Raw genomic sequence first — 19,176 nt, 5'->3', positions numbered from 1 at the left:
TGGGCCACCTTAGGCTTCCGCGTTTTTTGCGAAACTGTGACGGTAGCGGGTGCCCTGAATGGCTCCAAGCCGTGCCGGTCAATCGGTGGCCTCCCGAGCCAGGGCACCCGGCCAGCCATACTAGTCGAGTGGGGCTCTGGTTCGGAACGCTCATTGCATTGTTTTTGCTGATAGCGCCCGGGGCGATCATCGCACGTATCAGTCAGTTGTCGTGGCCGGTCGCTGTTGCGGTGGGTCCGGCGCTGACCTACGGCGTGGTGGCGCTCGCCATTATTCCGTTTGGTGCCATCGGAATACCGTGGAACGGCTGGACCGCGCTGGCGGCGCTGGCCGTGATGTGCCTGGTGATGATCGGTTTCCAGCTGCTGCTCGGCCGCTACCGCGACCGCGACGCCGAGACCCGCAGGGTCGGCCGCTGGCCGGCGATCACGGTGGCGGCCGGGGTGGCGCTGGGGGCCCTGCTCATCATGTGGGCCGCCTACCGCGGCCTGGACGGCCATTGGCAGACCATCCCGAGCACGTGGGATGCGGTCTGGCACGCCAATGAGGTGCGGTTCATCCTCGACACCGGCCAGGCGTCGTCCACCCACATGGGCGAGCTGCGCAACGTCGAGACACACCACACGCTGTACTACCCGTCGGTGTTCCACGCCCTGGCCGCGGTGTTCTGCCAGCTGACCGGGGCGGCGCCCACCACCGGATACACGTTGAGCTCGGTCGCCGCCTCGGTGTGGCTGTTTCCGACCGGCGCGGCGATGCTCACCTGGCGCCTGCTCCGCCCGACCTGGGGCGAATGGCGCACCGCGGGAGCCGCGGCGACCACCGCCACGCTGGCGGCATCGTTCACCGCGGTCCCCTACGTCGAGTTCGCCGTCGCCGCGATGCCCAACCTGGCGGCCTACGGCGCCGCGGTGCCGGCGTTCGTGTTGATCACCTCCACGCTGCGCCACCGCGACCGCATCCCCGCGGCCGTGCTGGCGCTGGTGGGCGTCATGTCGGTGCACATCACCGGCGGTGTGATCGTGCTGTTGCTGCTGCTGGCCTGGTGGCTCCTGGACGCGCTGTGGCATCCGGTGCGCGGCAGGCTGGCCGACGTGGCGGCGCTGGCCTGCGTCGCGGTGGTGTCGGGGTTGATCCTTTTGCCCCAGTTCATCAGCGTGCAGGAGCAGGAAGACATCATCGCCGGGCACTCGTTTCTCACCTACCTCAGCAAGAAGCGGGGGCTTTTCGACGCCGTCTTCCAGCACTCCCGCCACCTCAACGACTTCCCGGTCCAGTACGGGCTGATCGGGCTGGCCGCCATCGGCGGCGTCATCCTGCTGGTCAAACGGATCTGGTGGCCGCTGGCCCTGTGGCTGCTGCTGATCGTGGTGAACGTCGACGCCGGAAATCCGATCGGCGGCCCGATCGGCGCGGTGGCCGGAATGTTCGGCGAATTCTTCTACAAGGATCCGCGCCGGATCGCGGCCGCCACCACCCTGCTGCTGGAGCCGATGGCCGGCATCGCGTTGTTCGCGATCGTGCTGGGCGTCGTCGCCGCGGCCCGACGGGTGTCGGGCCGGTACAAACCGTTGCCGGCCCCGGTCTGGGTGTCGGCCACCGCCGTTCTGCTGGTGGCGACCACGCTGCTCAGCGCGCGCCACTACCTCTATCGGCACCTGTGGTTGTTCGGCGACAAATACGACTCGGTGATGATCGACCAACGCGACCTGATGGCCATGGCTTACCTGGCCAAGCTGCCGGGGGCCCGCGAGACCCTGATCGGCAACGCCAACACCGACGGCACCGCGTGGATGTACGCCGTCGCCGACCTGCACCCGCTATGGACGCACTACGACTACCCACAACAGATGGGCCCGGGCCCCAACCGGTACATCTTCTGGACCTCGGCGCGCCGGGGCGATTCCGATCCGAGGGTCCTCGCGGCGATCAAAGCGCTCAATATCCGGTACATCTACACGAGCTCGCCGACTGTCCGGGGGTTCGCCGTACCCGAAGGACTAGTGTCACTGGATAAGTCGAAGTCGTGGGCGCTGATCTACGACAATGGCGGTGCCCGAATTTATGAATGGCGACCAAGCGGCACGCCGCCACACCCATAGTCCACAAAGGATGGTGAAGTATTGAGTACCCGCAACGATGATGACGACGTCGAAGTCATCGGCGGTGTCGACCCGCGGATCATGGCGATCGCCGACGACGACTCCGACGAGCGCTCCCTGACCGATCTGGTCGAGCAGCCCGCAAAGGTGATGCGGATCGGAACCATGATCAAGCAACTGCTCGAGGAAGTGCGCGCCGCGCCGCTGGACGACGCCAGCCGCAACCGGCTGCGCGAAATCCACGCGACCAGCATCCGGGAACTGGAAGAGGGCTTGGCGCCGGAACTGCGTGAGGAACTCGACCGCCTCACCCTGCCCTTCAACGAGGACGCCGCGCCGTCGGACGCCGAATTGCGCATCGCCCAAGCGCAGTTGGTCGGCTGGCTGGAAGGACTCTTCCACGGCATCCAGACCGCGCTGTTCGCCCAGCAGATGGCCGCCCGCGCCCAGCTGGAGAAGATGCGCCAGGGCGCGCTTCCCCCGGGCGTCGGCAAGCCGGGCGGGGCGCCCGGGCACGGCCAGTACCTGTAAGCGACCTCGGGTAGTTCACGGTGTCGGGTCCGCACATCAAGACGCACAACGCGTGGGTGGAATTTCCCATCTTCGACGCGAAGTCGCGCTCGTTGAAGAAGGCAGTCTTGGGCAGGGCGGGCGGCACGATCGGACGCAACAACTCCAACGTGGTCGTCGTCGAAGCGTTGCGGGACATCACCATGTCCCTCGAGCTGGGCGACCGGGTCGGCCTGGTCGGCCACAATGGGGCGGGGAAATCGACTCTGCTGCGCCTACTTTCGGGCATCTACGAGCCCACCCGGGGCTGGGCGCAGGTCACCGGGAGGGTGGCGCCGATCTTCGACCTCGGCGTGGGGATGGACCCGGAGATCTCCGGCTACGAGAACATCATCATCCGGGGCCTGTTCCTCGGGCAGACCCGAAAGCAGATGCAGTCCAAGGTCGACGAGATCGCCGAGTTCACCGAGCTGGGCGACTACCTGTCGATGCCGCTGCGGACCTATTCCACCGGCATGCGGGTCCGGCTGGCGATGGGCGTGGTCACCAGCATCGATCCCGAGATCCTGTTGCTCGACGAGGGCCTGGGCGCGGTGGACGCCGACTTCATGAAGAAGGCCCAGTCGCGGCTGCAGGGTCTGGTGGAGCGGTCCGGAATCCTGGTGTTCGCCAGCCATTCCAACGAATTCCTGGCCCGGCTGTGCAAGACGGCGATGTGGATCGACCACGGTGTCATCCGCATGACCGGCGGCATCGAGGACGTCGTGCGGGCGTATGAGGGGGAGGACGCGGCCCGGCACGTGCGCGAGGTGCTGGCCGAGACGGCCGGACAGCCATGAGCGACACCGTCGTCGCCGTCGTCGTCACCCACCGGCGCCCCGACGAGCTGGCCAAGTCCCTCGATGTGCTGAGCACGCAGACCCGGCTACCCGACCACCTCATCGTCGTGGACAACGATTTCTCGGGCGATGACCGGGTCCGCGAACTGGTTGCGGGACAACCCATTCCAACCACCTATCTGGGATCGCGACGCAACCTCGGCGGTGCCGGCGGCTTCGCGCTGGGCATGCTGCACGCGTTGGCCCAAGGCGCCGATTGGGTGTGGCTGGCCGACGACGACGGACGCCCGCAGGATTCCCACGTTCTGGCCACCCTGCTGGCGTGCGCGGAAAAGCACGGCCTGGCCGAGGTGTCACCGATGGTGTGCAATATGGACGATGCCGAGCGGCTGGCGTTTCCGTTGCGCCGCGGCTTGGTATGGCGCAGGCGCGCAAGCGAATTGCGCACTGAAACTGGGCAGGACCTGTTGCGCGGCATCGCGTCGTTGTTCAACGGCGCGCTGTTCCGGGCGGCCACGCTGGAATCGGTCGGCGTCCCGGATCTGCGGCTGTTCATCCGCGGCGACGAGGTGGAGGTGCACCGACGGCTGGTGCGTTCCGGCCTGCCGTTCGGAACCTGCCTGGACGCGGTCTACCTGCATCCGTGCGGAACCGACGAATTCCGCCCGATCCTCGGTGGACGCATGCACACCCAGTATCCCGACAATGCCACCAAGCGGTTCTTCACCTACCGCAACCGCGGTTACCTGCAGTCACAGCCCGGGCTGCGCAAGCTGGTGGTGCAGGAATGGGTTCGGTTCGGCTGGTTCTTTCTGGTGACCCGTCGCGACCCCCGTGGTCTGGCCGAGTGGATCCGCTTGCGGCGCTTGGGACGTCGTGAACAGTTCGGCCGGCCCAGTGGCGATCGCGAGCGCGGCGCAGCCGGGCGAAGCGGGTCGCCACCATCCCGGCCCAGTGGCGATCGCGAGCGCGGCGCAGCCGGGCGAAGCGGGTCGCCACCATCCCGGCCCAGTGGCGATCGCGAGCGCGGCGCAGCCGGGCGAAGCGGGTCGCCACCATTTAGACCGGGAGGACCCCGATGACGTTCCTTGACGCGGCGGCACAGTCGCGGACATTCACCCGCGCCCGCGGCGATCTGGTCGACGGCTTCCGTCGTCACGAGCTCTGGCTGCACCTGGGCTGGCAGGACATCAAGCAGCGCTACCGGCGCTCGGTGCTGGGTCCCTTCTGGATCACCATCGCGACGGGGACCACCGCCGTCGCCATGGGCGGCTTGTACTCCAAGCTGTTTCACCTCGAGCTGTCCGTGCATCTGCCGTATGTGACGCTGGGCCTGATCATCTGGAACCTGATCAACGCCGCCATTCTGGAGGGCGCCGACGTGTTCGTCGCCAACGAGGGACTGATCAAGCAGTTGCCCACCCCGCTGAGCGTGCACGTCTACCGGCTGGTGTGGCGGCAGGTCATCTTGTTCGCGCACAACATCGTCATCTACGTCGTGATCGCGGTGATCTATCCCAAGCCGTGGTCGTGGGCCGACCTTGCGGTGATTCCCGCGCTGGCGCTGATCGTGCTCAATTGCATATGGGTGTCACTGTGTTTCGGCATCCTGGCGACCCGCTACCGCGACATCGGTCCGCTGCTCTTTTCCGTCGTGCAGTTGCTGTTCTTCATGACGCCGATCATCTGGAACGACGACACCCTGCGCCAGCAGGGCGCCGGACGGTGGTCCCGCATCGTCGAGCTCAACCCGCTGCTGCACTACCTCGACATCGTTCGCGCGCCGCTGCTCGGGGCGCACCAGGAGCTGCGGCACTGGGCGGTGGTGCTGGTGTTGACGGCCGTCGGTTGGGTGTTCGCGGCCATCGCGATGCGCCAATACCGCGCCCGGGTGCCCTACTGGGTTTAGCGTTCCCGCCTTGTCACAGGGCGGCACTATTATCGAACACATGTTCGCATTGGTGCCGCGTGACCTCGCATTTCACGGCGTCGACGACGCCGGCGTGCTGGACCGGGTCACCGCGGCGGCCCGGGCGCAAAACGCGCAGTGCGCGCGGGAGCTGGAGGCGATCGGGGAGTTGTATGCCCGTCGGGCTCCCGCCGACGACGCCGAGCGCTTCAACTGGGCCGTCGACGGACACGAGAACGTGGTCGCCGAGGTGGCGGCCGCACTGGGCATCAGCCGCGGCCGGGCGTCGGGGCGCTTGCGCTATGCGATCGCGTTGCGTGAGCGGCTGCCCCGGGTCGCGGAGGTCTTCGCCCGGGGCGCCATCGATTTCCGGCTGATGGCGGCAGTGGTGTACCGCACCGAGCTGATCGAGGACCCCGAGCTGATCGCCCGGCTGGACGCCGCCGTGGCCCGGCACGCCCCGAAGTGGATGCGGTTGTCGGACCCGAAAATGGCTGAGCGCATTGACATGTGGGTGACGCGAGTAGATCCCGCGGGGGTGCGCGTGCCCGGGATGCGCAGTCAAGATCGCCGTGTCGAGATCGGGCCCATCAGCCCGGGGCTGGCGGAGATCTCGGCGAGGGTGCATTCCACCGATGCGGCCGCAGTGGACCGCGCGCTTGACGCGCTGGCCGACTCGGTGTGCCGGAATGATTCACGCACCAAGGCTCAGCGTCGCGCCGACGCGATGGGCGCGATGGCCGCCGGGCTGACCGCTCTGCGCTGCGACTGTGGCAGCCCGGAATGCCCTGCGGCGCAGCGGGTCCCGGGCACCAATGTCGTGATCCATGTGCTGGCCGAGCCGACCGCGGTCGGCGGCGAGGTGAGCGCGCCGGCATATCTGCCGGGGTTCGGCGCATTGCCGACACCGTCGCTGCGCGAGTTGGCCGCCGTCGCGAAGACCAAGCCGCTTACGCTGCCGCCGGATCGCGCGGAAGCCGGGTATCGGCCGTCGACCGCGCTGGCCGAGTTCATCCGGTTTCGCGATCTGACGTGCCGGTTCCCCGGTTGCGACGCCCCGGCCGACGTCTGCGACATCGACCACACGGTGCCGTTTCCGCTCGGCCCCACACATCCGTCGAACCTCAAGCTGCTCTGCCGCCACCATCATCTGCTCAAGACCTTCTATACAGGCCCCGACGGCTGGCGGGATCGCCAGCGACCAGACGGCACGGTGGTGTGGACGTCGCCGACGGGACATACCTACACCACCAAACCCGTTGGCAGCCTTTATTTTCCGGCGCTGGCCATCCCGACCGGGACGCTGATACTGCCGGCCTTCACGCCCGCGCCCTGGCAGAACCGCGGTGTCATGATGCCGGTCCGGCAGCGAACCCGGGCCCAGGATCACGCCGCCCGAGTCCGCTGGGAGCGCGGCATCAACGAGGCACGCATCAGTACCGAGGCGGCGCGCCACGCCGAGCGGTCGGCGCCCAACAACAACGACCCACCGCCCTTCTAGTTCGCGCTGAGATCAGACTTCGATCTGGGGATGCAACCGGCTGATCGTCCAGATACGTTGCCGGCGCGCCATGAACGCCGCCGCTGCGATGAATGCGATCGAGAACCCCGTGAGCACCAGGGCGTCGCGAATCAGGTTGCCGCTCAGGCCGCCCGAAACGGTGACGCGCAGGCCGTCGACAAGATAGGTCATGGGCACCACCGGGTGGGCGGCCCGAAACGGCGCCGGGGTGGTCTCCACCGGATAGAGGCCACCGCAGCAGGTCAACTGCACGATGAGCAAGGCCAGCGACAGCGCTGATCCGATGACGCCGAACGCGATCCGCAAGAAATGGTCGATCGACACGAAGGCGCCGGCGGCCAGGATCAACAACCCGGCCATCCAGACCGGCCGCTGGGGGTCGAGGCCCAGGCCCAGCCACACCACGCCGAACAGGATGAGGCCACCGACGGCCGTGACCGCGGTGACCGGCAGCCACCCCGCGACGGCGACGGTGAGCGCACTGACCCGTCCGGCGAACGCCCGCAGGTTGATCGGCCGGAAGAACAGGTACGCCAGCAGCCCGACCACCCACAACGCGATCGCGAAGAAAAACGGGGCAAACCCGCGCCCGTACTCGCGGGCCGGGTTCAGGTTGTCCATCGTGATGCCGACGGGTGAGCCGAGCACGTTGGCGGCCGTCGCGGTCTGCGCAGGGTTGACGTCGGGAACCTTGTGCAGGGTGTCGTCGATGACCTTGGCGATGTCGACGGCGCCGCTGTTCGACTGGTCGGCGCCGGTTTGCAGGGTCCGGCTGCCCGAGTCCAGTGCCTGCAGCGACACCGAGATCTGCTTGGCGCCGTCGGCGACTTGGCCCGCTCCCGTCGTCAGGGTGTGGGATAGATTCTTCGCCGCGAGCAACGCCTTCTTGATCTCGTCGGCTCGTGGCTGATTGTCCGGGACGAGCGCGAGCACCATGTCGATGACTCGTTCGAACGCCGCGTCGGCAGCGGCGTTGACGCTTTGCACGCGCTCCGCCCCAGCGCCGACGCTGGCCGCCCCCGATTGCAGCGCCTCGATGCCTTGGGTCAGCGCGGCACTGCCCTGCTGTGCGAGCACCGTGCCGTCGACCAGCCGGTGGGCGCCGTCCGAGGCGGTCTTGAGTTGCTGCTTGACCTGCGCGAGGTCGCTGTAAAGCGTGCTGGCATAAGCGGAATGGGCCGCGCTGTTGATCTTCTCCTGCAGTTCGGCCTTGGCCGCCTGCGCCACAATGCCCGCGACGAAGTTGTTCGCGTCGTTGAGGGTGATCGTCATGCCCGCCCGCTCGGGGACGGGATTTTGCGCGCTGACCAGCTTTTGGGTGAAGTCCGGCGGGACCGTGATCGTGAAGTAGTAGCGACCGTGTTCCAGGCCGTTATGCGCGGTGCGGGCATCGGTGAAGTGCCATTGGAACGCATTCGACGCCCGGAGTTGTTGGCTGAACTGCTCGCCGGCATCGATCAGCTGGCCGTTGGCCACGGCCGGCCGGTCCTGATCGACAACGGCGACGGGAATCTGGCTCGTCCTGCCGTACGGATCCCAGTTCGCCCACAGATAGAGCGACCCGTAGAGCAGCGGGATGAGCGAAAGCCCCGCCGGCACCAGCCAACGCACCGGGCCGCGGAAGCGACGAAATTCGAGGACGGCCAGACGCAGGGCGGTGATCAATGTGCTTCTCCATCGGGGACGGGAATGCGGTCGCGATCGATCGGGTGACGCAACCGTGTGACGACGATGTCGGTCGAGTCGAAACCATCGGGGATCTGCGTGCCGCCGGCGACGACGGTGCAGCCACGCTCGCGCAGTGCACTCAACCCGGTCCACACCCGGCGGCTTTCTTCGGGTCCGCAGCCGCGATCAACGTCGTCGATGACCATCGCGCCGGGGCGCTCCGCCACGGCCAGGGCCGCGGCCAACAGCACACGGTCGTCCGGTTTCAGCTCACCGATCGGTGATTTGCGTGGTGTTTCGAGGCCGACGATGTCGAACGCCTCGGCCACCGCGGCGCGCGTCGAGCGCCCGCGGCTGGTGAAGAAGCGCTCGGCGACATGCTCTTCCACGGTCAGATGTTCGTCGAGCTCGACCGCGGGCGACGCCGCCGCGACCGCGACCAGTTGTTGCACCTGCCTCGAATCGCCGGGCAGTCGATAACCGCCGACCGCGACGGTCCCCGTCACCAGCCGCATGCGCCCGGCCAATGCGAGCAGCATGGATGTGCGTCCCGAGCCCGCGGGCCCGGCGATCACCCCCAGCTGTCCCGCCGCGATGTCCATCGACACGTTCGCGACCGCACATCCCTGCGGACCGCGAACGCTGATGCCGCGCGCGACAATCTGCGCACCCTGGAATTCCACTGACCGCATTTACCCCAGGCATGAGCACTCAAACAAGGGCCGCACGGTTCCTCACGAGAATGGTGGCGGGCCGGCTCATCGTGGTGTCACACTGGTACGCCACCTGAGCACACTGGGCGAAAGGTCCACGGACGTGAGCAAGAAAGCCCCATCCGCGGCGGACGCCGCGCGGAACAACCTCGAGGCGGAGCTGGGCCGGCTGCGACAGCGGCGCGACCGCCTCGAGGCCGAAGTCAAGAACGACCGTGGGATGGTGGGCGATCACGGCGACGCGGCCGAGGCGATCCAGCGCGCCGACGAACTCGTCGTCCTGTCCGACCGGATCAACGAACTGGACCGGCGTTTGCGGGCCGGGCCGCCGGACTCCGACTCCTCCGCGACGCTGCCCGGCGGCACCGAGGTGACCCTGCGGTTCGCCGACGGCGAGGTGGTCACGATGCACGTGATCTCGATCGTCGAGGAGACGCCCGTCGGCCGGGAGGCCGAGACGCTGACCGCGCGCAGCCCGCTGGCCCAGGCCCTGGCCGGGCGCAAGCCGGGCGACACGGTGACCTACTCCACGCCGCAGGGCGAGAACCAGGTCGAGTTGATCGCGGTCAAACTGCCCCGCTGACGATGCCCGCCACTGCCCGGCGGCCCCGTTAGACTCCCCCAATGCTTCCCCCCGAGTCCCCAACCGCGCCGGCGCGCCTGAGCCTGACGACGCAGGTCACGCGCTTCGTCGTCACGGGCGGCCTGGCCGGCATCGTGGACTTCGGGCTCTACCTGATGCTGTTCAAGGCGGTGCACCTACAGGTCGACGTGGCCAAGTCCATCAGCTTCATCGTCGGCACCATCACCGCCTACCTGATCAACCGCCGGTGGACCTTCCAGGCGCCGCCCAGCACCGCCCGGTTCGTCGCGGTCATGGTTCTCTACGCCATCACCTTCGCCGTGCAGGTCGGGCTGAACCACCTGTGCCTGGCTTTCCTGCACTATCAGGCGTGGGCGATCCCGGTCGCGTTCGTGATCGCGCAGGGCACCGCGACGGTGATCAACTTCGTCGTGCAGCGGGCCGTAATCTTCCGCATCCACTGAGCCGCCTTCGGCAGGCGGTACCCTCTTTGACGATGTCGAGCACCGATCCCGTGACCAAGCCCGCCCGGTTGATGGGCTTTGGGCGCACCGCACCGTCGGTGGCCCAGGTGCTCTCCACCCGCGATCCCGAGGTGATCGCCAAGGTGGTGGCCCGGGTGGCCGACTCCGGCGGCCGGGGCGTGATCGCCCGCGGGCTGGGCCGGTCCTACGGCGACAACGCGCAAAACGGCGGCGGCCTGGTGATCGACATGACCGGGCTCAACCGCATCCACTCGATCAGCGCCGACACCCAGCTGGTCGATGTCGACGCCGGCGTCAGCCTGGACCAATTGATGAAGGCGGCGCTGCCGTTCGGCCTCTGGGTTCCGGTGCTGCCGGGCACGCGCCAGGTCACCGTCGGCGGGGCGATCGCCTGCGACATCCACGGCAAGAACCATCACAGCGCGGGCAGCTTCGGCAACCACGTGCGGTCGATGGAACTGCTCATGGCCGACGGCTCCGTGCGCACCATCACCCCCGACGGCGACGACGCCGAGCTGTTCTGGGCCACCGTCGGCGGCAACGGCCTGACCGGGATCGTGCTGCGCGCCACCATCGCCATGACGCCGACAGAGACGGCGTACTTCATCGCCGACGGCGTGGCCACCAGGGATCTCGACGAGACGGTCGCCGTTCACCTCGACGGCAGCGAGGCCAACTACACCTACTCCAGCGCCTGGTTCGACCTGATCAGTCCGCCACCGAAGCTCGGCCGAGCCGCGGTCAGCCGCGGCAGCCTGGCGAAGCTGGATCAATTGCCGAAGAAGCTCGCCAAGAACCCGCTGAAATTCGATGCGCCGCAGCTCTTGACGGTGCCGAACGTGTTTCCGGTCAGCGCGATGAACAAGCTGTCGTTCATGGCGATCGGCGAGACGTACTACCGCCTCGGCGGAACCTACTCGGGCAAGATCCAGAATCTGTCGCAGTTCTACCACATGCTGGATCTGGTCAGCGGCTGGAATAACGCTTACGGCCCAAGAGGTTTCGCCCAGCATCAGTTCCTGGTTCCGCCGGACGCGATGGACGAGTTCAAGGCCATCATCCGCTGGATCCAGACCACCGGCCACTACTCGGCGCTGAACGTGTTCAAGCTTTTCGGCCCGGGCAACCGCGCGCCCCTGAGTTTCCCCATGGCCGGTTGGAACGTCGCGATGGACTTCCCCAACAAGCCGGGGATCAACGAGTTCCTCAACGAGCTCGACCGGCGCGCACTGGAATTCGGCGGACGGGTCTATACCGCCAAGGACTCCCGTGTCAGCGCGGAAACGTTTCACGCCATGTATCCGCGCATCGACGAATGGATCGCGGTACGCCGCAAGGTCGACCCCTTGCGGGTGTTCGCCTCGGACATGGCCCGACGTTTGGAGCTGCTCTAGATGGTGTGCCAATGGTTTTAGACGCCGTGGGAAACCCGCAGACCATCCTGCTGCTCGGCGGCACCTCCGAGATCGGGCTGGCCATCTGCGAACGCTACCTGCAGAACGCGCACGCGCGAATCGTGCTGGCCGCCATGCCCAACGACCCCGGCCGCGACGCCGCCGTGGCGCAGATGAAGGCCGCCGGGGCGCGGTCGGTGGAGCTGATCGACTTCGAGGCCACCGACCCCGACACCCACCCGAAGATGATCGACCAGGCGTTCGCCAACGGTGATGTCGACGTCGCGATCGTCGCCTTCGGCATCCTCGGCGACGCCGAGGAGCTGTGGCAGAACCAGCACAAGGCCGTGCTGGCCGCCGAGATCAACTACACCGCAGCGGTTTCGGTGGGCGTGCTGCTGGCCGAGAAGATGCGCGCCCAGGGCTTCGGCCAGATCATCGCGATGAGTTCGGCCGCCGGCGAGCGGGTGCGACGGTCCAACTTCGTCTACGGCTCCACCAAGGCCGGGCTGGACGGATTCTACCTGGGGTTGGGAGAAGCGTTGCGCGAGTTCGGGCTTCGCGTCCTGGTGATTCGTCCCGGCCAGGTGCGTACCCGGATGAGCGCGCACGTCAAGGAAGCGCCTCTGACCGTCGACAAGGAGTACGTCGCCAACCTCGCGGTCACCGCTGCCGCAAAAGGTAAGGAATTGGTTTGGGCACCAGCAGCATTCCGTTACGTGATGATGGTGTTGCGACACGTCCCGCGCCCCATCTTCCGCAAGCTGCCAATCTGATCATGCGCAACGCGCTGGCCACCCTCGGCCAGATGGCCTTGGCGGTGCTCGTCGCGGTGGCGGTCGCGGTGGTGTCGCTGATCGCCATCTCTCGCGTGCAGTGGCCGGCCTTTCCCTCGTCCAATCAACTGCACGCCCTGACCACCGTCGGGCAGGTCGGCTGCCTGGCCGGCCTGGTCGCCACCGGATGGGTGTGGCGGCGCGGACACCGGCTGCTCGCCCAAGTGGGCGGGCTCTTGTTCGTCTCCGCGTTCACCGTCGTCACCCTCGGCATGCCGCTGGGGGCCACCAAGCTGTATCTGTTCGGCATCTCCGTCGACCAGCAGTTCCGCACCGAATACGTCACCCGGCTCGCCGACAGCCCCGCCCTGCGCGACATGACCTACCTCGGGCTGCCGCCGTTCTACCCGCCCGGCTGGTTCTGGATCGGCGGCCGTGCGGCGGCGCTGTCCGGGGCACCGGCCTGGGAAGTCTTCAAACCGTGGGCCATCACCTCGATCGCCATCGCCGTCGCGGTCGCGCTGGTGCTGTGGTGGCGGATGGTCCGGTTCGAGTACGCGCTGATCGTCACCGCCGCGACGGCCGCGGTCACGCTGGCCTACGGCTCGCCCGAGCCCTACTCGGCGATGATCACCGTGCTGTTACCGCCGGTGCTGGTGCTGACCTGGTCGGGCCTGCGTGCCGCGGACCGACCGGACGCGAGCCGCCGCGCGGGCTGGGGCGCGGTGATCGGCGCCGGGATTTTCCTGGGGTGGACGGCCACCTGGTACACGCTGCTGTTCGGGTTCACCGCGTTCGCGCTCGCGCTGATGGCGCTGTGGCTGGCCGGCGTGCGCTGGCACCGGGACGGCGCGAAAGCCGCGCTCGATCCGCTGCGGCGCGTGGCCGTCATCGCCGGCATCGCCGTGGTGATCGGGTGCATCACCTGGCTGCCGTTCCTCGTGCGAGCGGCCCGCAGCCCGATCAGCAACACCGGAGGCGCCGCCCACTACCTGCCCGCCGACGGGGCCGAGCTGACCTTCCCGATGCTGCAGTTCACGCTGCTCGGCGTCGTGGCCATGATCGGCACCCTGTGGCTGGTGGTGCGCGCCCGCTCCTCGGTGCGGGCGGGTGCGCTGGCCATCGGGGTGCTGGCGGTCTACCTGTGGTCGCTGCTGTCGATGCTCAGCACCCTGGCGCGCATCACGCTGTTGTCGTTCCGGCTGCAGCCGACGCTGAGCGTGTTGCTGGTCGCCGCCGGGGCGTTCGGTTTCGTCGAGGCGACGCTGGCGCTCAAGCACCGCGGCCGCGCGATCGTCCCGGTCGCCGGCGCCATCGGCCTGGCCGCCGCGATCGCGTTCAGCCAGGACATACCCGACGTGCTGCGGCCCGACCTGACCATCGCCTACACCGACACCGACGGCAACGGGCAACGCGGCGACCGGCGGCCGCCCAGCGCCGAAAAGTTCTACGCGACAATCGATCACGACATCACGCAGGTGACCGGCAAGCCCCGTGACCAGACCGTGGTGATGACGGCCGACTACAGCTTCCTGTCCTTCTACCCCTACTGGGGCTTTCAGGGGCTCACCTCGCACTACGCCAACCCGCTCGCCCAATTCGATCTGCGGGCCGCGCAGATCACCAAGTGGTCCAAGCTCAAGACCGCCGACGAGCTGATCCACGCCCTGGACACCTGCCCCTGGCCGGCGCCGACGGTCTTTTTGATGCGCCGCGGCGCGAACGGCAACTACACCCTGCGGCTGGCCGAGGACGTCTACCCCAACCAGCCCAACGTGCGGCGCTACACCGTCGATCTGCGCGGCGCCCTGTTCGACAGCGCGCGTTTCGACGTCCGCAGCGTCGGGCCCTTCGTGCTGGCCGTCCGCAAGCCGACGGCGTAACGGCTGATGAGCACCGAGACCACGCCTCAAACGGGGCCGCACACCGCGGAAGAACTAGCATCTAGCACCGTGCAAGCCACGGAAGCCAATCACCGGATCGCCCGGCTGATTGCTTCCGTCGCCGGGCTGCTCGGCGTGCTGCTGGCGATCGCCACCCCGCTGCTGCCGGTCGACCAGACCACCGCCCAGCTGAATTGGCCCCAGAACGGCACCTTCGGCAGCGTCGAGGCGCCCCTGATCGGCTATGTGGCCACCGATCTGAACATCACCGTCCCGTGCCAGGCCGCCGCCGGGCTGACCGGTGGGGGCAACGCCGGCAAGACGGTGTTGCTGTCGACGGTGCCCAAGCAGGCGCCCAAGGCCGTCGACCGCGGTCTGCTGATCGTGCGGGCCAACGACGAGCTGGTGCTGGTGGTGCGCAACGTCCCGGTGGTGAGCGCCCCGCTGAGCCAGGTGCTCGGCCCGGCCTGCCAGCGGCTGACGTTCACCGCGCACGCCGATCGGGTCACCGCCGAGTTCGTCGGGCTGACCCAGGGACCCAACAGCGAGCATCCCGGCTCGCCGCTGCGCGGCGAGAAGAGCGGCTACGACTTCCGGCCGCAGATCGTCGGCGTCTTCACCGATCTGAGCGGACCGACGCCCCCCGGGCTGAGCTTCTCGGCGACCGTCGACACCCGCTACAGCAGCAGCCCCACCCCGCTGAAGATGGCGGCGATGATCCTGGGGCTGGTGCTGACCGCCGCCTCCCTGGTCGCGCTGCACCGGCTCGACACCACCGACGGCACCCGGCACCGCCGCTTCCTGCCCGCGCGCTGGTGGTCGCTCGGCGGGCTGGACGCCCTGGTCATCGCGGTGCTGGTGTGGTGGCATTTCGTCGGCGCCAACACCTCCGACGACGGCTACATCCTGACCATGGCCCGGGTGTCCGAGCACGCCGGCTACATGGCCAACTACTACCGCTGGTTCGGCACGCCCGAGGCCCCCTTCGGCTGGTACTACGACCTGCTGGCGCTGTGGGCTCATGTGAGCACCACCAGCATCTGGATGCGGTTGCCGACCCTGGTGATGGCGCTGACGTGCTGGTGGGTGATCAGCCGGGAGGTCATGCCCCGCCTGGGTCATGCGGTCAAGCAGAACCGCGCGGCGGCCTGGACCGCGGCGGGCACGTTCCTGGCCGTCTGGCTCCCGCTCGACAACGGTTTGCGCCCCGAGCCGATCATCGCCCTGGGCATCTTGCTGACGTGGTGTTCGGTGGAGCGCGCGGTGGCCACCAGCCGGCTGCTGCCGGTGGCGATCGCGTGCATCATCGGGGCGCTGACCCTGTTCTCCGGGCCGACGGGCATCGCCTCGATCGGCGCCCTGCTGGTCGCGATCGGGCCGCTGCGCACCATCCTGCACCGCAGGATCAAGCGGTTCGGCGCGCTACCGCTGGCGCTGCCGTTGCTGGCCGCGGTCACCGTCACCGCCATCCTGATCTTCCGCGACCAGACGCTGGCCGGTGAGGTCCAGGCCACCATGCTCAAGCGCGCCGTCGGCCCCAGCCTGAGTTGGTTCGACGAACACATCCGCTACGAGCGGTTGTTCATGGCCAGCCCCGACGGGTCGGTGGCCCGCCGCTTCGCCGTGCTCGCGCTGGTGCTCGCGCTCGGGGTCACGGTCGCAATGTCGTTGCGCAAGGGGCGAATTCCGGGCACCGCCGCCGGGCCGAGCCGCCGCATCGTCGGGATCACCATCATCTCCTTCGTCGCGATGATGTTCACCCCCACCAAGTGGACCCACCACTTCGGCGTGTTCGCCGGACTGGCCGGGCCGCTGGGCGCGCTGGCCGCGGTCGCGGTGACGGCCGTGGCCATGCGGTCGCGGCGCAACCGCACCGTGTACGCGGCCGTGGTGTTGTTCTTGGTGGCGCTGTCCTTCGCCAGCGTCAACGGCTGGTGGTACGTCTCGAATTTCGGTGTGCCATGGTCGAATGCGTTCCCGGCGTGGCATTACGCCTTCGCCACCGCGCTGCTCGGGCTGACCGTGGTGGTGCTGTTGCTGGCCGCATGGTTCCACTTCGTCGCCCCCGAGAACGGACCGGCCAAGACCCGGCTGGGCGCGCGCATCGCCGGAATCATCCAGTCCCCGTTGGCAATTGCGACGTGGGTGCTGGTGGTGTTCGAGGTGGCCTCGCTGACCCTGGCGATGACCGACCAATATCCGGCGTGGTCGGTCGGTCGCTCCAACCTGCAAGCGCTGACCGGCAAGACGTGTGGACTGGCCGAGGACGTGCTGGTGGAGCAGGACCCTAACGCGGGCATGCTGTCGCCGGTGGGCGCCTCGGCGGCCGACGCCCTCGGGGCCGGCCTGTCGGAAGCCTTCACGCCCAACGGAATTCCCGCCGACGTCCGCGCCGACCCGGTGATGGAACGGCCGGGTGACCGCAGCTTCGTCAACGACGAGGAGAAGACCGGCAGCAACCAGGCGGGCACCGAGGGCGGCACCACCCCCGCGCCGGGAATCAACGGATCGTCGGCCCAGCTGCCCTTCAGCCTCGACCCCGCGCGCACACCGGTGCTCGGCAGCTGGCGTTCGGGCATCCAGATTCCCGCGCACCTGCGGTCCGGCTGGTATCGGCTGCCCTCGCGCGACCAGGCCGGACCGCTGCTGGTGGTGAGCGCGTCCGGGCGCTTCGACCCGCGCGAGGTCCAGGTGCAGTGGGCCACCGACGAGCAGGCGGCCAGCGGGCGTCCCGGCGGCTCGTTCCAATTCGCCGACGTGGGCGCGTCCCCGGCCTGGCGCAACTTGCGGCTGGCGCTCTCGGCAATCCCGCGTAACGCCACCCAGATTCGGTTGGTCGCCGACGACGAGGACCTGGCGCCACAGCACTGGATCGCGCTGACACCGCCGCGCATCCCGCGGCTGCGCACGCTGCAGGACGTGGTGGGCTCCGCCGCCCCGGTGTTCTTGGACTGGCTCGTCGGGCTGGCGTTCCCGTGTCAGCGACCGTTCGGCCACCAGAACGGCGTCGACGAGACACCGAAATGGCGCATCCTGCCCGACCGGTTCGGCGCCGAGGCCAACTCGCCCGTGATGGACAACAACGGCGGTGGCCCGCTGGGCGTCACCGAGCTGCTGGCGAAGGCGACCACGATGGCCACCTATTTGAAGGACGACTGGTCCCGCGACTGGGGCTCGCTGCAGCGGTTGACGCCGTATTACCCCGGCGCCCAACCCGCCGACCTGCTCCTGGGGACGGCGACGCGCAGCGGCCTGTGGAACCCGGCGCCGCTGCGCAAGACCTAGATTCGCGCCGGCGGGCGCGAGCACGGCCCTTGAGCGCCATCATCCGTAAGCCTATGCTTACGGTTCGTGAGCACTTACCAAACCGCTGACGCGTGGCTGGCGTTGGCGGACGGGACGCGGCGGGCGATCGTGGAACGGCTCGCGCACGGCCCGTCGGCGGTCGGTGAGTTGGCGCGCGACCTGCCGGTCAGCAGACCCGCCGTGTCGCAACACCTCAAGGTGCTCAAGTCCGCCGGGCTGGTGCGCGACCGGGCCGCGGGAACCCGCCGCGTCTATCAGCTCGACCCCACCGGTCTCGAGGCGCTCCGCGCCGACCTCGACCGGTTCTGGACCCAAGCGCTCGCCGGCTATGCGCGGACCATCGACGAGACCAACGAAGGATCGACATGACACCCCAGCGGACGCCCAACGTCACCCACCACGTCGTCGTCAACGCCGCCATCGAGCGCGCGTTCACGGTCTTCACTCAGCAATTCGGCGCGTTCAAGCCGCGCGAGCACAATCTGCTCGCCGTCCCGATCGCCGAGACCGTGTTCGAGCCCCGCGTGGGCGGCCACATCTACGACCGCGGCGTGGACGGCAGCGTCTGCCGGTGGGCGCGCATCCTGGCCTACGAGCCGCCGCACCGCGTGGTGTTCAGCTGGGACATCGGCCCGACGTGGCAGCTGGAAGCCGACCCGGCCAAGACCAGCGAGGTCGAAGTCCGCTTCACCGCGCAGGCCGACCAGCGCACCCGGGTGGACGTCGAACACCGCCATCTCGACCGCCACGGGCCGGGCTGGCCCTCGGTGGCCGACGGTGTCGACGGCGACGCGGGCTGGCCGCTCTACCTGGGCCGCTACGCCGACCTGTTGAGCGGCGGTGACCCGCGATGACCGCCGACCTGATGCCCATGGCCCGCGCCGAGCGGGCGGACCTGGCCGACTTCCTGGCCACGCTTGAGCCGCAGGACTGGGAGGCGCCCAGCCTGTGCACGCGGTGGAGCGTGAAAGACGTTGTCGCGCATGTGATCAGCTACGAGGAGCTCGGCCCCCTGGGGCTGCTGAAACGCTTTGCGAAGGGCCGGGTGGTGCGGGCCAACCAGGTGGGCGTCGACGAATTCGCGAAACTGACCCCGCAACAATTGCTGGAATTCCTGCGCAGCCACCTCCAACCACGCGGCCTGACAGCGGGTTTCGGGGGAATGATCGCGCTCGTCGACGGCACGATCCATCACCAGGACATCCGCCGCGCGCTGGACCGGCCGCGCGAGGTGCCGCCCGAGCGGCTCGCACGGATCCTTCCCCTGGTGCCGGGCAACCCCAGGCTCGGCGCGGGACGACGGATCAGGGGTCTGCGCCTGCGCGCCACCGACCTCGAGTGGACGCACGGCGACGGGCCCGAAGTGACCGGCCCCGCCGAGGCGCTACTCATGGCGATGTCCGGGCGTCCGGCCGCACTCGCCGACCTCGGCGGACCCGGGCACGCGACGCTGGCGGACCGGCTCGGCGGATAACGATTCGCGGCC

The 19,176-nt window shown here is 68.5% G+C and carries 16 protein-coding genes and 1 pseudogene; 15 read left to right on the top strand and 2 right to left on the bottom strand.

The genetic code is table 11. The features are described from left to right. The first annotated feature begins 128 nt into the window (after positions 1-128). From AC0KS4_RS26150 to AC0KS4_RS26125, 6 genes and pseudogenes are all read left to right on the top strand, one after another. Entirely contained in the window at positions 129-2,102 is a 1,974-nt protein-coding gene (locus AC0KS4_RS26150; protein WP_238955564.1) for a DUF6541 family protein, read from the top strand. An 81-nt stretch (positions 2,103-2,183) separates the two neighbouring features. Then, a complete protein-coding gene (locus AC0KS4_RS26145; protein ID WP_225329209.1) occupies positions 2,184-2,633 on the top strand; it encodes a bacterial proteasome activator family protein in 450 nt (149 codons plus the stop codon). A 20-nt stretch (positions 2,634-2,653) separates the two neighbouring features. After that, positions 2,654-3,451: a galactan export ABC transporter ATP-binding subunit Wzt/RfbE gene (gene wzt, locus AC0KS4_RS26140; protein WP_225329202.1), complete on the top strand. Its 798-nt coding sequence runs from the start codon at positions 2,654-2,656 to the stop codon at positions 3,449-3,451. Then, a pseudogene (gene glfT1, locus AC0KS4_RS26135) lies at positions 3,448-4,353 on the top strand (galactofuranosyltransferase GlfT1); the annotation flags it as partial. The gene wzt and the pseudogene glfT1, both read left to right, overlap by 4 nt. A gap of 176 nt (positions 4,354-4,529) precedes the next feature. Beyond that, positions 4,530-5,360, top strand: a complete 831-nt coding sequence (wzm, locus tag AC0KS4_RS26130) for a galactan export ABC transporter permease subunit Wzm/RfbD (protein WP_225329201.1) — start codon at positions 4,530-4,532, stop codon at positions 5,358-5,360. A 40-nt stretch (positions 5,361-5,400) separates the two neighbouring features. Then, the gene (locus AC0KS4_RS26125; protein WP_238955563.1) at positions 5,401-6,861 is read left to right on the top strand and encodes an HNH endonuclease signature motif containing protein; all 1,461 of its coding nucleotides are present in this window, start codon (positions 5,401-5,403) and stop codon (positions 6,859-6,861) included. 12 nt (positions 6,862-6,873) lie between these two features. Here the strand turns inward: AC0KS4_RS26125 and AC0KS4_RS26120 are convergent, their stop codons facing one another. Both AC0KS4_RS26120 and AC0KS4_RS26115 read right to left on the bottom strand, forming a co-directional pair. After that, positions 6,874-8,547: a YhgE/Pip family protein gene (locus AC0KS4_RS26120; protein ID WP_238955562.1), complete on the bottom strand. Its 1,674-nt coding sequence runs from the start codon at positions 8,545-8,547 to the stop codon at positions 6,874-6,876. Next, entirely contained in the window at positions 8,544-9,242 is a 699-nt protein-coding gene (locus AC0KS4_RS26115; RefSeq protein WP_238955561.1) for an ATP-binding cassette domain-containing protein, read from the bottom strand. Before AC0KS4_RS26115 ends, AC0KS4_RS26120 begins: the two co-directional genes overlap by 4 nt. Before the next feature lie 124 nt (positions 9,243-9,366). Between AC0KS4_RS26115 and AC0KS4_RS26110 the strand changes: the two genes are divergently transcribed. From AC0KS4_RS26110 to AC0KS4_RS26070, 9 genes are all read left to right on the top strand, one after another. After that, positions 9,367-9,846 (top strand): GreA/GreB family elongation factor, encoded by a 480-nt coding sequence (locus tag AC0KS4_RS26110; RefSeq protein WP_225329197.1) that lies wholly within the window; start codon positions 9,367-9,369, stop codon positions 9,844-9,846. A 41-nt stretch (positions 9,847-9,887) separates the two neighbouring features. Then, positions 9,888-10,310, top strand: coding sequence for a GtrA family protein (locus AC0KS4_RS26105; protein WP_238955560.1), 423 nt, complete (start codon positions 9,888-9,890; stop codon positions 10,308-10,310). Positions 10,311-10,342: 32 nt separating this feature from the next. Next, positions 10,343-11,725 (top strand): FAD-binding oxidoreductase, encoded by a 1,383-nt coding sequence (locus tag AC0KS4_RS26100; protein ID WP_238955559.1) that lies wholly within the window; start codon positions 10,343-10,345, stop codon positions 11,723-11,725. Between the two features lie 11 nt (positions 11,726-11,736). After that, positions 11,737-12,501: a decaprenylphospho-beta-D-erythro-pentofuranosid-2-ulose 2-reductase gene (locus tag AC0KS4_RS26095; RefSeq protein WP_238955558.1), complete on the top strand. Its 765-nt coding sequence runs from the start codon at positions 11,737-11,739 to the stop codon at positions 12,499-12,501. Positions 12,502-12,503: 2 nt separating this feature from the next. Then, positions 12,504-14,384, top strand: coding sequence for a galactan 5-O-arabinofuranosyltransferase (locus tag AC0KS4_RS26090; protein ID WP_238955557.1), 1,881 nt, complete (start codon positions 12,504-12,506; stop codon positions 14,382-14,384). A gap of 6 nt (positions 14,385-14,390) precedes the next feature. Beyond that, on the top strand, positions 14,391-17,669 hold the full coding sequence (locus tag AC0KS4_RS26085; RefSeq protein WP_472408538.1) for an arabinosyltransferase domain-containing protein: 3,279 nt from the start codon (positions 14,391-14,393) through the stop codon (positions 17,667-17,669). Between the two features lie 66 nt (positions 17,670-17,735). After that, positions 17,736-18,059 carry an ArsR/SmtB family transcription factor gene (locus AC0KS4_RS26080; RefSeq protein ID WP_238955555.1) on the top strand — a complete coding sequence of 108 codons (324 nt, stop codon included), beginning with the start codon at positions 17,736-17,738 and terminating at the stop codon, positions 18,057-18,059. Further along, positions 18,056-18,544, top strand: a complete 489-nt coding sequence (locus AC0KS4_RS26075) for an SRPBCC family protein (protein ID WP_238955554.1) — start codon at positions 18,056-18,058, stop codon at positions 18,542-18,544. Before AC0KS4_RS26080 ends, AC0KS4_RS26075 begins: the two co-directional genes overlap by 4 nt. Beyond that, complete coding sequence (locus tag AC0KS4_RS26070) at positions 18,541-19,164, top strand: maleylpyruvate isomerase family mycothiol-dependent enzyme (RefSeq protein ID WP_238955553.1); 624 nt, start codon at positions 18,541-18,543, stop codon at positions 19,162-19,164. Before AC0KS4_RS26075 ends, AC0KS4_RS26070 begins: the two co-directional genes overlap by 4 nt. The last annotated feature ends 12 nt before the right edge of the window (positions 19,165-19,176 follow it).

The organism is Mycobacterium sp. NTMscope_MAC_12 (assembly GCF_976985675.1).
The sequence above is the reverse complement of the archived record's forward strand: the minus strand, read 5'-3'. Positions and strand labels throughout refer to the sequence as shown.